13 protein-coding genes are annotated in these 14,331 nt (G+C 67.3%); 5 read left to right on the top strand and 8 right to left on the bottom strand.

The features are described from left to right. Positions 1 to 18: 18 nt before the first annotated feature. From rplT to infC, 3 genes are read right to left on the bottom strand one after another with little or no spacing between them, the layout of a single operon-like run. Entirely contained in the window at positions 19 to 438 is a 420-nt protein-coding gene (gene rplT, locus A5724_RS12045; protein WP_067801341.1) for a 50S ribosomal protein L20, read from the bottom strand. 40 nt (positions 439 to 478) lie between these two features. After that, positions 479 to 673 (bottom strand): 50S ribosomal protein L35, encoded by a 195-nt coding sequence (rpmI, locus tag A5724_RS12040; protein ID WP_067801338.1) that lies wholly within the window; start codon positions 671 to 673, stop codon positions 479 to 481. A gap of 21 nt (positions 674 to 694) precedes the next feature. Continuing rightward, positions 695 to 1,312 carry a translation initiation factor IF-3 gene (infC, locus tag A5724_RS12035; protein WP_082964982.1) on the bottom strand — a complete coding sequence of 206 codons (618 nt, stop codon included), beginning with the start codon at positions 1,310 to 1,312 and terminating at the stop codon, positions 695 to 697. A 248-nt stretch (positions 1,313 to 1,560) separates the two neighbouring features. On the opposite strand from infC, the gene A5724_RS12030 reads away from it, so the two are divergent. The 3 genes from A5724_RS12030 to A5724_RS12020 all read left to right on the top strand — a co-directional run bounded on the left by A5724_RS12030 (position 1,561) and on the right by A5724_RS12020 (position 6,719). Next, positions 1,561 to 1,896 carry a DUF1844 domain-containing protein gene (locus A5724_RS12030; protein WP_067801432.1) on the top strand — a complete coding sequence of 112 codons (336 nt, stop codon included), beginning with the start codon at positions 1,561 to 1,563 and terminating at the stop codon, positions 1,894 to 1,896. A gap of 50 nt (positions 1,897 to 1,946) precedes the next feature. Further along, positions 1,947 to 5,243 (top strand): bifunctional lysylphosphatidylglycerol synthetase/lysine--tRNA ligase LysX, encoded by a 3,297-nt coding sequence (gene lysX, locus A5724_RS12025; protein ID WP_067801323.1) that lies wholly within the window; start codon positions 1,947 to 1,949, stop codon positions 5,241 to 5,243. Positions 5,244 to 5,330: 87 nt separating this feature from the next. Then, positions 5,331 to 6,719, top strand: coding sequence for an alpha/beta hydrolase family protein (locus A5724_RS12020; protein WP_067801429.1), 1,389 nt, complete (start codon positions 5,331 to 5,333; stop codon positions 6,717 to 6,719). Between the two features lie 3 nt (positions 6,720 to 6,722). Here A5724_RS12020 and A5724_RS12015 read toward each other — a convergent pair whose 3' ends face one another. Further along, entirely contained in the window at positions 6,723 to 8,102 is a 1,380-nt protein-coding gene (locus tag A5724_RS12015) for an adenylate/guanylate cyclase domain-containing protein (protein WP_067801318.1), read from the bottom strand. Positions 8,103 to 8,168: 66 nt separating this feature from the next. Here A5724_RS12015 and A5724_RS12010 point away from each other — a divergent pair, with 66 nt between their 5' ends. Further along, a complete protein-coding gene (locus tag A5724_RS12010) occupies positions 8,169 to 8,444 on the top strand; it encodes a hypothetical protein (protein WP_067801316.1) in 276 nt (91 codons plus the stop codon). Here A5724_RS12010 and A5724_RS12005 read toward each other — a convergent pair. Both A5724_RS12005 and A5724_RS12000 read right to left on the bottom strand, forming a co-directional pair. Beyond that, the gene (locus tag A5724_RS12005; protein WP_067801313.1) at positions 8,438 to 9,523 is read right to left on the bottom strand and encodes a hypothetical protein; all 1,086 of its coding nucleotides are present in this window, start codon (positions 9,521 to 9,523) and stop codon (positions 8,438 to 8,440) included. The genes A5724_RS12010 and A5724_RS12005 overlap by 7 nt on opposite strands. Further along, positions 9,520 to 10,839: a hypothetical protein gene (locus A5724_RS12000; protein WP_067801310.1), complete on the bottom strand. Its 1,320-nt coding sequence runs from the start codon at positions 10,837 to 10,839 to the stop codon at positions 9,520 to 9,522. Before A5724_RS12000 ends, A5724_RS12005 begins: the two co-directional genes overlap by 4 nt. Before the next feature lie 54 nt (positions 10,840 to 10,893). On the opposite strand from A5724_RS12000, the gene A5724_RS11995 reads away from it, so the two are divergent. Further along, complete coding sequence (locus A5724_RS11995) at positions 10,894 to 11,388, top strand: hypothetical protein (RefSeq protein ID WP_082964981.1); 495 nt, start codon at positions 10,894 to 10,896, stop codon at positions 11,386 to 11,388. Positions 11,389 to 11,393: 5 nt separating this feature from the next. Here the strand turns inward: A5724_RS11995 and A5724_RS11990 are convergent, their stop codons facing one another. Together A5724_RS11990 and A5724_RS11985 are read right to left on the bottom strand one after the other, a co-directional pair. Further along, positions 11,394 to 12,596: a CHAT domain-containing protein gene (locus tag A5724_RS11990; protein WP_067801307.1), complete on the bottom strand. Its 1,203-nt coding sequence runs from the start codon at positions 12,594 to 12,596 to the stop codon at positions 11,394 to 11,396. Then, the gene (locus tag A5724_RS11985; protein WP_067801303.1) at positions 12,578 to 14,206 is read right to left on the bottom strand and encodes a hypothetical protein; all 1,629 of its coding nucleotides are present in this window, start codon (positions 14,204 to 14,206) and stop codon (positions 12,578 to 12,580) included. Before A5724_RS11985 ends, A5724_RS11990 begins: the two co-directional genes overlap by 19 nt. Between the last annotated feature and the right edge of the window lie 125 nt (positions 14,207 to 14,331).

The raw sequence follows: 14,331 nt of genomic DNA, 5'->3' as shown, positions 1-14,331 counted from the left end.
CGGAGCGCTCGGTGAGCGTCAGGCGGCCTCGCCGGCGTCTGATGTCGCCGGCCTTCCGGCTCCGGCAGGAGCGTTCACGTCCTCGGGCAGCGCACCCTTGGCGACCTCGACCAGCGCGGTGAACGCGGCGGGATCGCTGACCGCGATCTCGGCGAGGTTCTTGCGGTCCACCTCGACACCGGCGGCCTTCAGGCCTTGGATGAGCCGGTTGTAGGTGATGTCGTTGGCGCGAGCGGCCGCGTTGATCCGGGAGATCCACAGCTTACGGAACTCGCCCTTGCGGGCACGCCGGTCGCGGTAGGCGTAGGTCAACGAATGCAGCTGCTGCTCTTTGGCTTTGCGATACAGCCGCGACCGCTGACCGCGGTAGCCCTTGGATGCCTTGAGTACTGCGCGACGCTTCTTCTGAGCGTTGACTGCGCGCTTGACGCGTGCCATGTGAGTGTTCCTTCGTTCAGGTCGTACGGAGCCGGGCCAGTTAGCCGTTCAGCAGCTTCTTGATGCGCTTGGTGTCGTTGGCCGCCACCTCGGTACGGCCGGCAAGGCGACGGGTGCGCTTGGTCGGCTTGTGCTCGAGCAGGTGCCGACGGTTGGCCTTCTGGCGCACGACCTTGCCGGTCCCGGTCAGCCGGAACCGCTTGGAAGCGCCGCTGTGGGTCTTCGCCTTTGGCATGTGTCCTCTTTCAGTTCTGCGTTACGTCTGACTGTCTTCAGTTGGTGCCGCAGTGGGCGCCGGGGCCTGTTCTGCCCGTCGCGCCGGCGCGGCATCTGCGTCGTGCGCCGCCTTGGCGCGAGTCTTCGCGCCGCGGTGCGGGGCCAGCACCATCGTCATGTTGCGGCCGTCCTGTTTGGCCGACGTCTCGACGAAGCCGTAGTCGGCGACGTCGGCGCCCAGCCGTTGCAGGAGTCGGTAGCCGAGTTCGGGCCGCGACTGCTCGCGCCCGCGGAACATGATCGTCACCTTGACCTTCGACCCGGCTTGCAGGAAGCGGACGACGTGACCCTTCTTGGTCTCGTAGTCGTGCGGGTCGATCTTGGGACGCAGCTTCTGTTCCTTGACGACGGTCTGCTGCTGATTCTTGCGAGACTCGCGCGCCTTCTGAGCCGTCTCGTACTTGAACTTGCCGTAGTCCATGATCTTGCAAACCGGTGGTTTGGCATCAGGAGCTACTTCGACAAGGTCGAGATCGGCGTCCGCGGCGACGCGGAGGGCGTCTTCGATGCGCACAATGCCTACCTGCTCGCCGCCTGGTCCGATGAGACGGACTTCAGGGACTCGAATGCGCTCGTTGACGCGGGTCTCAGTGCTGATGGGGCCTCCTATGTTGTCCTCTAGGAGCCCACGCCTTCAGCCACTCTGCTCGGATGAACAGAAAAGCCCTGCTCAAAGCAGGGCCCAAAGCCGACCAGGACAGGCACGGATGCCTGTGACCGGACCGCTGGACCAGTATGGTCGGCGGTGGGAGCGGGACTCCACTTGTCGGTCCCGGCCTTCGCCGGGACGGTACTTCCATGTCCCTGGCGTACGCCGGGACGGTCGCGCATGCCACTCTAGCAGGCATGACCGAGTCTCCCAACATTCGCGAGCTAGCCGAGATTCCCGCCGTCGAGGTGATCACCCGATCGGCCGTCATGCTGATGAGCGCCGCCGCGGAGAAACTCGGACTCTCGGCAGAGGATCCCGAAGACAGCCCGCACCGCGACCTCGACGAGGCGCGCCGGTTGATCACTGCGCTGGCCGGACTGGTCACCGCCTCCGTCGAATACCTCGGCCCGCACGCCGGGCCGGTGCGCGACGGACTGAAAACACTGCAGGTGGCCTTCCGCGAAGCCAGCGCCGCACCGGACGAGCCGGGCCAGGGACCGGGCGAGAAATACACCGGACCCGTTTGGTAGCTGGCGCAGTCACAACAATTTCTGAGCTTGAGCGAATATCCTCGCGGCCTATGACCGCCACGTTGACGCGTCAGGCCTCTCGTTACTCGTGGGTCCCCGCAGCCGCCGGCTGGACGGTCGGCACCATCGCCACACTGTCGTTGATCGCGAGCGTCTCGCCCGGCATCCGGTGGATCATCAAAGAGCCGCGCGAGTTCGTCAACGACTACGTCTTCAACTTCCCGGACACCAGCGTCGCGTGGGCCTTCGTGCTCGCGCTGCTGGCGGCGGCGCTGGCCGCGCGCAAGCGGATCGCCTGGTGGATCCTTGTCGGTTACATGCTGGCGTCCATCGTCTGGAACGTCGGCGGCCTGGTCACCAGTCCGAAGTCGGTGCTGGACGACATCGGCGAGGTCATCGGGCTGGTGCTCCACACCGCGTCGATTCTGTTTCTGGTGCTGGCCCGCAGAGAGTTCTGGGCGAAGGTCCGCCGCGGCGCGCTGCTGAAGGCGGCAGCCACGCTGGTGGTCAGCATGGCGGTCGGCACGCTGATCGGCTGGGGGCTGCTGGAGGTGTTCCCCGGCTCGCTGGCCCGCGAGGACCGATTCTGGTACGCGCTGAACCGCGTCAGCGCGTTCGCAGGCGCCGGTTCCGAGTCGTTCACCGGCTATCCACACGTGTTCGTCAACGCGTTGCTCGGCCTGTTCGGCGCGCTCGCCTTGATGGTGACGGCGATCGTGCTGTTCCAGTCGCAGCGCGCCGACAACGCGCTCACCGGCGAGGACGAATCGGCAATCCGGGGCCTGCTCGAATTGTTCGGCAAGAACGACTCGCTCGGCTATTTCGCCACCCGCCGCGACAAGGCGGTCGTGTTCGCGCCCAACGGCCGGGCAGCCATCACCTACCGCGTCGAAGTCGGTGTCTGCCTGGCCAGCGGCGATCCGGTAGGTGACCCGAAGGCATGGCAACAAGCCATCCACGCGTGGCTGGCCCTGTGCCAGACCTATGGTTGGGCGCCCGGCGTGATGGGTGCCAGTTCGACCGGCGCGGAGGCGTTCCGCCTCGCCGGCCTCAACGCGCTGCAACTCGGCGACGAGGCGATCCTCTACCCGGACAACTTCCGGCTCTCCGGCCCGGATATGCGCGCCGTGCGCCAGGCCGTGACACGGGCGCGACGGGCGGGTGCGTCGGTCCGGATCCGGCGGCACCGCGACCTGTCAAGCGAGCAAATGGCCAAGGTGATCGAACGCGCAGACGCCTGGCGCGACACCGAAACCGAGCGAGGCTTCTCGATGGCGCTGGGCAGGCTCGGCGACCCCGCCGACGGCGACTGCCTGCTGGTCGAGGCCGTGCAGAACGATGACGTGGTGGCGATGCTGTCCCTGGTGCCGTGGGGCACCAACGGCGTGTCACTCGACCTAATGCGCCGCTCGCCGCAATCCCCCAACGGCACCATCGAGCTGATGGTCAGCGAGCTCTGCATGCAGGCCGAAGACATTGGGGTGAGCCGGATTTCGCTGAACTTCGCGATGTTCCGCACGGCCTTCGAACAGGGTGCGCAGCTGGGCGCGGGTCCGATCGCGCGGCTCTGGCGCGGCCTGTTGGTGTTCTTCTCACGCTGGTGGCAACTCGAGACGCTGTACCGATCGAACATGAAGTACCAACCGCAGTGGGTGCCCCGCTACGCCTGCTACGAAGACGCACGTCTGGTCCCCCGCGTCGGCGTCGCCTCGGTGATCGCCGAAGGCTTTCTGGTGCTTCCGTTTTCGCGGCGCAACGAGCAACCGCACACCGGCCATCACATCTCGGCTCCCGACGATCTGGTCGCCAGCGGGCTGTTGCACCACGACGGCAGCGCGCCCGACCTGGGTTCACTGCAGGCCGATCTGCCCGAGGCGGATGACAGCCAGCGTCTGCCGGAGCAGGTGCGGGTGCGGATGGCAAAGCTGAAATCGTTGCAGGACAATGGCGTCGACGCGTACCCCGTCGGGGAGGCACCCAGCCACACCATCGCGCAGGCGGTCGAATCCGAGGGAGCGGGCACCGTCACCGTGGCCGGGCGGGTGCTGCGGATCCGCGACTACGGCGGCGTGCTGTTCGCCCAACTGCGCGACTGGTCAGGCGAAGTCCAACTGCTGCTCGACAATTTGACCCTGGAGCAGGGCGACACCGCGGACTTCACCCAGGCCATCGACCTGGGTGACCTCATCCAGGTGTCCGGAACCATGGGCTACAGCAAGAAGGGCACCCGGTCGCTGCTGGTTCTCAGTTGGCGGCTGATCGGCAAGTGCCTGCGCCCGCTGCCGGACAAGTGGAAGGGGCTGACCGATCAGGAAGCGCGGGTGCGGGTCCGCTACGTCGATTTGGCGATCAACACCGAGGCCCGCGACCTGATCCGCGCACGCAGCGGTGTGCTGCACGCCATCCGTGAAACCCTGGTCAGCAAGGGTTTTTTGGAGGTCGAGACCCCGATCCTGCAGCAGATCCACGGCGGCGCCAACGCACGACCGTTTCTCACCCACATCAACGCCTACGACCTCGACCTTTATCTGCGCATCGCGCCCGAGCTGTACCTCAAGCGGTTGTGCGTCGGCGGCGTCGAGCGGGTCTTCGAACTCGGCCGCGCGTTCCGCAACGAGGGCGTGGACTTCAGCCACAATCCCGAGTTCACCCTGCTGGAGGCCTATCAGGCGCACGCCGACTACAACGTGTGGATCGACGGCTGCCGCGAACTGATTCAGAACGCCGCCCAGGCCGCCAACGGGGCACACGTGTTCCTGCGCCCGCGCGACGACGGCGCCCTCGAACCCGTCGACATCTCCGGCCAGTGGGCGGTCAAGACGGTGCACGGTGCGGTATCGGAGGCGCTCGGCGAAGAGATCCGGCCCGACACGGAACTTCCTGTGCTGCGCAAGCTTTGCGACGCGGCGGGCATTCCGTATCTGACGCACTGGGACGCGGGCGCAGTGGTACTCGAACTCTACGAGCGGCTCGTCGAGGACCGCACCGAGGAGCCCACCTTCTACAAGGACTTTCCGACATCGGTGTCGCCGCTGACCCGCCCGCACCGCAGCATTCCCGGGGTGGCCGAACGCTGGGATCTGGTGGCGTGGGGCGTGGAGTTGGGCACCGCCTACAGCGAGCTGACCGACCCGGTCGAACAGCGCAGGCGGCTGCAGGAGCAGTCGCTGCTGGCCGCGGGCGGCGATCCGGAGGCGATGGAACTCGACGAGGACTTCCTGCAGGCAATGGAGTACGCGATGCCTCCGACGGGCGGGCTCGGGATGGGCGTGGACCGGGTCGTCATGCTGATCACCGGCCGCAGCATCCGTGAGACCTTGCCGTTCCCATTAGCCAAACCGCGTTAGCAGCTGGCTCACAGCCAGCGCCAAGGAAACACGGCCACGATTGTTGCCGTGACGTTACCCGACGAGTTTCGCCACCATCTCTCGCTGATGCATGGATGGCTGCCGATCACCGTGCAAGTCATCACCGGCTTTTTGCTGCTGGCCGCGATCGGCTGGCGTACACGGCGCTGGCGTTTGGTATGGCTGCCGTGGACGGCGCTCGTCGGCGCGGCACTGTCGGTGGCGGTGTACTGGTACATCGCCTCGCAGGGGCTCAGCGACGACAACAACCCGGCGCCCGTCTCGCTGTGGATCTGGATCGGTTTGACCGGTGTGGCGGCTGCTGTGCTGATCGCGGGTTGGCGCAGCGCCCGCTGGTGGCGGCGCGGGGTGTCCGCGGTGGCGTTGCCGGCGTGCCTGCTGTGCGCGGCGCTGGCGCTCAACCTCTGGGTCGGATACTTCCCCACCGTGCAGAACGCGTGGAATCAGCTCAGCGCGGGCCCGCTGCCCGATCAGACTGACACCACCACGGTGGTCGCCATGCAGCAACGGCACGCGATCCCGGCGAAGGGCACGGTGGTGCCGGTCAGCATCCCCGACACCGCGTCGGGGTTCAAACACCGCGGTGAGCTGGTCTATCTACCGCCTGCCTGGTACGCCACCGATCCCCCGCCACCGTTGCCGACGGTGATGATGGTAGGCGGCGAGTTCAACACGCCCGCCGACTGGATGCGAGCAGGCAACGCCATCAACACGATCGACGCGTTCGCTGCCGCACACGGCGGCAACGCACCGGTGTTCGTGTTCGTCGATTCCGGCGGTGCATTCAACAACGACACCGAATGCGTCAACGGCACCCGCGGCAGAGCTGCCGATCACCTCACCAAAGACGTTGTGCCGTTCATGATTTCGAACTACCGAGTGTCGGCCAGCCGGGCCAACTGGGGCATCGTGGGATGGTCGATGGGCGGCACCTGTGCGGTCGACCTGACGGTCATGCACCCCGACATGTTCAGCGCGTTCGAGGACATCGCGGGCGATCTGACGCCCAATTCGGGTAACAAGTCCCAGACGATCCAGCGCCTGTTCGGCGGCGATGCCGCGGCCTATGCCGCGTTCGACCCGACCACGGTGATCACCCGGCACGGGCCCTATGTCGGGGTGACGGGCTGGTTCGACATCAACGGCACGCCGTCGGCGCAACCGCACATCGTGAACGCCGTGGCACACCCCAACGATCAGACGGCGGCCGCAAACTCGCTGTGCGCGACCGGCAGCGCGTACGGAATCCACTGCGCCGTCGAGATGCGGCCCGGCAGGCACGATTGGCCGTTCGCGGCGCGCGCTTTCGCGGCGGGACTGCCATGGCTCGCGAGCCAACTCGACACTCCGGGGGTACCGCTGGTGCCGCTGCCACCGTCGACGGTGATGTCGCAGGCAGGGTCGCCGCCCGCAGCACCCCACTCCGGACCGAAACTGCAGGCGGCCGCGAAGTAGGCCTTAGAACTGCAGGGCTGCCGTCAAGGCGTCTGCGACCGGATCGTGATAGCCCGCAGGCGCGAATAACTGCCACTCTCCGGGGACGCCCTTGAGGTCGTAGAATCCCCGACCCGAAAAGGTGATTCCTGACCCGTAGACAAGCTCCTTCACCGTGTTGGAGACGAGTACCTCGCCCGAACTTGCCTTCGCAGCGATTCGCGCGGCGATGTGGACCGCGATCCCACCGATGTCGTTGCCGCGACGCACACACTCTCCCGTGTGTAGACCACTACGAATCTCGACTCCGATCCGCGGCATGCGTTCGGCAAGAGCCGTTGCACACAAGACTGCTCGCGTCGGACCGTCGAAGGTGGCTAGCAGGCCGTCGCCGGTATCTTTGACGAACCGCCCTTGGAACGAATCGATCTCCGCATGTGCAATCTCGTTGTGGCGCTCTAAGAGGTCACGCCAGCGTTCGTCACCGAGTTCGGCGGCGTGCCGGGTCGAGTCGACGATGTCGGTGAACATCACGGTCGCTAGCACTCGGTCTTGCGGATGCTCATGCCGCTGGCCGGTCAAGAACTCTTCGACCTCGCCGACCACCGACTTGTAGTCTCCTGCCCACGGAATGTGGTCGACGCCATCGAGTTCGATCAGCCGGGCGCGTGGCAGCCGGGCGGCGAGGGCGCGACCGAACTCGACGGGTATCGCGTCGGCTCTGCGGTGCAGGACCAGTGTCGGGACTTGGATATCTCCAACGATGTCCGGCATATCCAGCTGTCGGAGGACGGCGAGCCAGGTGATCAAGGCCATCTTGGGGCTCATGGCGGCCCTTTCAAAGGCACCCATCTCCCGTCTTGCGTCCGGGTCGCCACTCAAGCTCGGTGCGGCCCAATCCAGCGTCTGCCCTTCACCCCAATGATCAATCGTCGCTCTGATCCGATCGAAGGTCTCGTATACGCGTTGCACCATCGCGGAGCCGAAGCGATCGGGTGGTCCTCCTGCGCCCGTCCCGTAGAGAATCAACGCGCGGACCCGCTCCGGATACGTCGCGGCGAACAACACACTGATCGGTCCGCCTTCGGAGAATCCGAATAGCGCCGGGCGGTCGCATCCGGCCGCATCGATCACCGCTCGTAGGTCGTCTGCCCGGTTTTCGACGGTAGGCACGCCGTCGATCGGATCGGATAGGCCAGTACCGCACTTGTCGTACAGAACCAGACGCGCGAATGTTGCGAATTCACTGATGTACGCGCGCCAGAGCGGGTTCTCCCATTGCTTGTCGATATGGGAGAACCAGCCCGGCACGATCACGAGATCGGTTGGACCGTCACCGACCACCTGGTAGGCGATGTTCCCGTTCGGGCCCTTCGCGTAATGCGTGTCCGGTTGCCGGACCATAACTGCAGTGTCCCACCGCACTACGAGCGACACGGCGGTTCCGACAAAGCCGAGTACCGTGAGGCCATGCCCGAGGAACCCGACGCGAACGAGCCGAGCGCACCGCCACCCGCCGAACCAGCAGATACCGGCTACACACCCGGCGGCGTGCCGACGTTCGAATCGGTGCGCGAGAAGATCGAAACGCGGTACGGCACCGCGATCGGCGCGTCAGAACTGGCCGCCGAGACACCGCAGGGCCGCACTGTGGAGGAGCAGTACGACGCGCGTCAGCGGGCGGCCGCCGAGCGCCTCGCCGAGATCCGCAAATCGATGCACCGCGACGAGGACGACGCTCAGTAGTCCGATTCGGCGGCCAACACTTCGGCCAGGAACGCGTCACCGGCGGGCGCACGCAGCCTCGATCGGGCAAACTCCCTGATCCGCTCGCGCGTCTGTGGTGACTCGTCGATGTCCGCGCCTACCGCCACCGCGGTCGACCGCCAATCGTGGTCCCAGGCAGCCGATTCCGCGACAGGGTGTTGCTCCGCGTCGAGAAGCGGGAACGTGGCAGCCCCGTCGGCGTCGAGCACGCCCGAACCCGTGAACTTGTCAGAACGCAGCCGCACAGGGATGCCCGCCGACAGTCCTGAACCTGATAACCTTACGCGCACAATGGCTTTCGCGGTCCCGTCCGCCGCTTCAACGCGCCACTCCACAGTGTCCTCTGCGGCATCGAACACACCGGGCGGGACTGCGCTCCACTTCACGGAGTCGGTCCCTGCGGCGACTGCACCCGCGCCGCGGCCACGTCCGTCCACACCTGCGGCCAACGCGTAGTCGTCGCGACGCTGGGTGACGCAGGCAGATTCGGCGAGCACGACGCCGACGTCGTCGGCGAGATCCGCACAGCCGGTCACGAGTTCGATCACCCGCGGGTCGCCGGCATGCAGATGCGCGCTGAGCGCCGCGGTGTGCGGGCGCAACAGCGCAGCCACGTCGGAATCGAAGGTGTCGTCGGTGAAGTAGTCCTCGGCGGCCGCCGTGAGCATCGCGATCTCGGCGTCCAGCAGTGCGCCGTCGAGCGCCGCGATACCGTCGCGCTCGCTGACCGGCCACCACCGCCGCAGCCAATGCCCGAGCGCGAGTCTGCGCAGCGGTTCCAACGATTCTGGTTGCAGGTCGACGCCGGCGATCTCGACGTCCGCGCCGGGCGGCCGTCCGTTCACCGCCGCGGCGACGGCGACGTGCCCCGATTCGCCGAGCACCCGCCACAGCCAATCCGCACGGTCCACATCGGTGAAGGTGATCTGCGCGGCATGCGTGGGGTCGTCAACGATCCACGACAGCACGGCACCACTGACCTCCAGGACGGCGACGAGTTGCGGCTGCGCTGCCTGGTGGCCCGTGCTCCACAACCCGGCGTCGGCGACGAGTCTCATCCGGCCACCTGCAATTCCAGCATCGCCTTGATCCGCTGTCGGTGGTCGAGGCTCACCGACCGTGCCACACCCTCCAGAAGCGCCCGGACATCGTCGACGTCGTCGCAGGGTTCCTGCCAGACATCGCGACCGTGCAGCCGGGCCCACAACCGGCTCAGATAAGGGCGCGCGAACGAGGCGAGGTCGTCGATCACCTGTTGCTGCCGCGGGTGCGTGGGCCCGCCTTCGGTCAGGTAACGACGGGCGTGCAGGACATAGGCTTCCTTACGCAACCGGGCCTGAATCTGGGCGGCCAGTTCGTATTTCGGCACGGCCGTTTCACTCAGCGGCGCCAGACACGCGCCGATCTCGATCCCGGCCACCAGGGTGGCCTGCTTGTCCTCGGCCAGCAGGCCCCACGGCGCACTGGCCCTGTCGACCTCCTCAGCGCACAACAGCGGGATGTCGGGCAGCTCATCGCGGTCCATGGCTCGCCGCAGGGTGGCGCGCACCCGGTCGACGACGGAGCGGTTCAGCGGGCGGTCGCTGTCCGTTCCGGCCATGACAGCGGGCGGTGGTTGCGGCGCAATGGAACTCAGTCCGAGCGCGACGATCGACCATGGCAGCTCGTCGGTGGTGTGATGCGCTCGGGCACCGAGGTTGTACGGCGTCGCGTCGGCGATCAGCGCTGACCAGACCCGCTGCCGGGCGACCGCGGCGTTGTGGCCCTGCGCCGGCCCCAGCACCGTGGTCAAGCCGGCGAGGAACGGATCGGTGATCTCCGTACCCGGTACGACGTCGGTCCAGCTGCGGGCGAGTTGGTCAGTCAGCTTGGCGACCACATGCGGATCGGCTGCGTATTGGTTGAGCACCTCGATCGCGGTGCGGTCGCGGTCGCCATGGATGCCCCGCAACACCGCTTCGGCGGAGCCGTCGTCCTGTTGCGCCGGAGCGCCTTTCGTCACCGCCAGCTCGAAGCAGACGGGGAAATACAGCTCCTGGGCGTTGCCGGTGGTGATGCGCAGGCGGCGGCGCTCACGCTTGAGCACCTCGAACCATGCTGCCGCAACGCGTAATTGGGGTCCATGCCCGACGATCAGCTCGTGAATCGCGACCGCGGTGCCGGCGTCGACGAACGGCGCCGAGTAGGCGGTGTTGGCGCGCAGACGCAGCACCAGCGGGTCGAGGATGCGTTTGACCGTGCGGCGCAGCGGTCCACCGTCGTCACCGCTGAGCACCTCGACTCCGGGGCCGATGGCGCGCCATGCGCGGTCGATGACGGCGCGGCGTGGTTGGCTGACAGCGGTCGTCGTCGCCACGTCGTAGCCCGCGCTCATCGCACCAGCATAAAGTTGGGTTCGGTAGCCAGCGCAAGAGCTGACGCTAATGGCATGTCCACAGCGTTGTTGCTCGGAATCGCCGCCGACCAGCTTCTCAACATCGCCTACTTCGGCTTTCTGGTCGCCGGCAGCGCCGCCACCGTCATCCCTGACCACCGCACCGCCGCTCCCGTCCGACCGCGGTCCGACGAGGCCGACGAACGACTCGCCACCGTCACCGACATGCTGACCGTGCGCGCCGCCTTCGATGACATGTTGATCCAAAAAGGCCTGCTCACGGGGGATCAACTCGAGCTGATCCGCAAGGGCACCAAATCGCAGGCCGTGGTCACCGGTATGCGGCCCACCGGCGAGTTCCGCGAGGACCACCGGGAGGTCGTGCTCGACGTGATCGTGAGAAAGCCCGGAGGAGGCCAGTTTCCCGCGCACGAGACCGCACTGATACCGGCCTCGTCGCTGGCCAAGGTCTGCCCCGGCAGCATCATCGACACCTACTACCGGTCCGGCGACGAGTCGTCGGTGGCCGTCTGCGTGTCGCCCGGCTGACGGGTTCATCGCGCACCGTCGACCGCGAATGTCGCCAACGCGGCCCAATACAGCGGGCTGGCACCGATATCGCCGTCGCGCCAGCGACGCATCTGCTCCCGCTGCCAGCGATTGACCGCCCGACCTGCCTCGGCGTCTTCGTGGGCGCGGTCGACGGCGATGATGACGTCGGCCATCGGGTCGTGATCGGCTGCGGTGAACTGTCGATAACCGGCCGCCGTCGGTAACGACCACAGCGTGGCCGTGACCAGTTGAGCGCCACCGAGGATCATCGCCGCCACCAGGCCGGTCGCCTCGTCGAATTGGTAGTCGCCGCCGGACGCGCAGGCGATCATCGCGATTCGGGGCGGCATCGGCAACTTCGCCGACATCAGATCCGCAGCTGTGAGCGGACGTTCGTCGGCGAGGTGCAGCGCGGCGCGGGCCGCGTGCCCGACGTCGCCGTCGGCGGCGGTGGCGTGACCGACGTACAGCAGCCGACTCGGTTTCCGGTCGAGTTGGCCGCCAAGCCAAGCGCGGTCGGCGTCTGTCCGCCGGAACAGCTCAACCGCGTAAGTGACGTCAGGTAGCACCGCCCGTTGCCGCATGATCTCTGTGAAATGTTGTGCCAGAGGGGTTTCCGACGAAGGCCTGCCGAGCACCGAACCGAGCGCCGAATCGGGGCGCTGGCCGGGAACCCGTGGGTCGAGAAGCAGCAGAGGCGGGTTGTCGCGGCGATCGGCCCAGACCGCCGGCGTGCGTGTCGAGTTGACGATGTTCGACGGCGCCGCCATCAACACGTCGACCAATTCATTCAGCCGGAAGCCGTCATCGCCGGGTAGGGCGAGCAGCCCCCATGGCACCCGCGCCAAACGTGCGCTGGGTGAGACGAACAAGGCGGCCCGCGGCGACGCCACACAGTCGACGAGCAGCTGCCACGCCGCAGGCCCCAGCAGGCTGGCGCCCAACGTGCGGGCGATGGCCATTTCCGACTCGGGCGCCGCGAAGGGGCCGGTGGCGACTGCTCGCTGCACAGCGTCACGGCGGCTTTCGGTGGCCACCGGGTCGGGCAGCGCGGTCTTCAACTGGTCCAGTGCGGCAACGAGTTCGGGCTCCTGCACCACCCAGGTGACCGTTCGCGCCGGCTCGCCGACCACGCGGAGGCTGGCGTAGGTCGCGACGCCGACGTCGGCGAAGCGGAGAACGAGAGTTACGGCCACGTCGACCACGCCGCTTCGTCGGCGGTGACGGCACACCCGTACCGCTCGAACGCCAGCGTGCGATACCGGCTCATGATCGGTCCGCTTGCCGGATCCATCTGTAGAGGCGGCAGCGGCCCGAGTCGGGTCAGCGCCGCGCCGCCTTCCACCGCAGGCCCCGCCGCGACGAGCGCGTAGTCGTCGACCGTCTCGACAGGAACGGCGGCGGTCGCGGTCTCGGCCCAGCCCGCGATTTGGGAGGTCTCCGGTTCGGTGCTGAAACTTCCTCGTGCACTGTGGTATTCGACGAGCTCGCTGACGAGTTCGGTGTTACCCCACTCCCAGGCCAGCGCGAAGGCGCCCGCCAAAATCTTTGCCGAGACGTGGGTGGCCCACCGCATGCGGGCGTCGGCGTCAGCCATCGACAACCGCACCGAGTCGACGGCGAGCGCCGCGGGCACCTTCAGGTCTGCGGCCTGTTCGAATTTCGCCGCCGCGCCGCCTGGGTCGGCCAACGCCTCGGCGCGCAGGATGTTGCCAAGATGGTCGTCGAGCCTGGCATACTGCAACCAGCTGTGCCGCGGCCACGAGTCCAGCAGCGCGCGCGCTTCTTCGACGCGTTCGCGTGCCGCGTCGAAGTTGCCGCGGAAGATGTCAACCCAGCTGCGTTGCAGCAGGATTCGGTGGATGTGCAGCGGCTTTTCGACTTCGCGCCAGTGCCGCTCTGCGTGGCTGAAGCGTTCGTCGGCGTCGTCCAGTCTCTCGATGGACAGCGCGATGAGGCCGAAGTACAGCCAGGACCGCGAGACGTCGTGTGCACGATAGCCTTCGGCCAGTGCGGGGTACGCCGCGTGCACCAGGTCCTGCGCGCGGGCCCGATCCCCCGCCGCCCACGCCGCCGTGCAGCGCTCGAATTGTGTTCTGGCGGTTGCCAGTTTCCATCCCCGCTTCTGCGCCCGGGCGCCTGCGCGCTGCAGCCATGGCTCGGCTTCGGCCAGCCGCCCGGTTTCGACACAGAACCGGCCGTATCCGGTACCCACCTGGACAAGCAGGAAGTCGTCGAGTTCGGTGCCGTCGATGGACCGCTCGACCGCGTCGATCGCGAGTTCCCACAACGGAACTGAGCGGACGTGCAGGTCGTCGTCGCACAGCGCGACGGCGCACAGGATGCGTGCGTAGGTGACGAGGAACCGGTGTTCGGCGGCCAAGTCGGCGAACTCCGTCGACGTGTCGTCGGTCAGCACCAGCAGCGCGGCCTCGGCGGCCTCGTGGTCGCCGTGCGCGGCGGCGGCCAAGCCGGTGCGCAGGAATTGCGCGCGCCGCGTGTACCGGCAGATCATGTGGTCGATCTCGGCGTCGGACATCGTCGCCTGAGCAGCCGCTTCCGGGTTGGCGCCTGCCTGGATCGACTGGTAGATCGCGAGGCAGTCGGTGATGCGGCGCAGGGCTTCCTCGACGCCGTTGTACGCGGTGCGGACCAGATAGATTTCGCCTAGTTGGGCGTAGACCTCGAGCAGGAGGTCATCGCGGCCGACGGCTTCGATCTGCTCACCGAGAGACAGCAGCAACTGCTTCGCCGCCTCCTCCTCGGCGGCGAAGATCAGCTGACGAGCCCGCTCGAGGTCGGTGACGATCGTCATAGCGGAATTGTAGGAAGCGGGGGGGGGGGGGGGGGGGGCCCCCGCGGGGGGGGGGGGGGCGCGGGCCGGCCCCGGGCCGGCCAGGGGGGCGGGGTGGGGGTGCGGGCGGCCCTCCGGGGGTTGTT

The sequence above is a fragment of the Mycobacterium sp. ACS1612 genome (assembly GCF_001667505.1).
Taxonomy (GTDB): Bacteria; Actinomycetota; Actinomycetes; order Mycobacteriales; family Mycobacteriaceae; genus Mycobacterium.
This window is presented reverse-complemented; position numbering and strand designations above follow the sequence as displayed.

Excerpts from the sequence above, each read along its gene's own strand:
- A5724_RS12000 (WP_067801310.1), bottom strand. The coding sequence starts at position 10,839 with ATGAGCGCGGGCTACGACGTGGCGACGACGACCGCTGTCAGCCAACCA.
- A5724_RS11985 (WP_067801303.1), bottom strand. The coding sequence starts at position 14,206 with ATGACGATCGTCACCGACCTCGAGCGGGCTCGTCAGCTGATCTTCGCC.
- lysX (WP_067801323.1), top strand. The coding sequence starts at position 1,947 with ATGACCGCCACGTTGACGCGTCAGGCCTCTCGTTACTCGTGGGTCCCC.
- A5724_RS12005 (WP_067801313.1), bottom strand. The coding sequence starts at position 9,523 with ATGAGACTCGTCGCCGACGCCGGGTTGTGGAGCACGGGCCACCAGGCA.
- A5724_RS12015 (WP_067801318.1), bottom strand. The coding sequence starts at position 8,102 with ATGGTCCGGCAACCGGACACGCATTACGCGAAGGGCCCGAACGGGAAC.
- A5724_RS11995 (WP_082964981.1), top strand. The coding sequence starts at position 10,894 with ATGTCCACAGCGTTGTTGCTCGGAATCGCCGCCGACCAGCTTCTCAAC.
- A5724_RS12030 (WP_067801432.1), top strand. The coding sequence starts at position 1,561 with ATGACCGAGTCTCCCAACATTCGCGAGCTAGCCGAGATTCCCGCCGTC.
- A5724_RS12010 (WP_067801316.1), top strand. The coding sequence starts at position 8,169 with ATGCCCGAGGAACCCGACGCGAACGAGCCGAGCGCACCGCCACCCGCC.
- A5724_RS12020 (WP_067801429.1), top strand. The coding sequence starts at position 5,331 with ATGCATGGATGGCTGCCGATCACCGTGCAAGTCATCACCGGCTTTTTG.
- rpmI (WP_067801338.1), bottom strand. The coding sequence starts at position 673 with ATGCCAAAGGCGAAGACCCACAGCGGCGCTTCCAAGCGGTTCCGGCTG.
- rplT (WP_067801341.1), bottom strand. The coding sequence starts at position 438 with ATGGCACGCGTCAAGCGCGCAGTCAACGCTCAGAAGAAGCGTCGCGCA.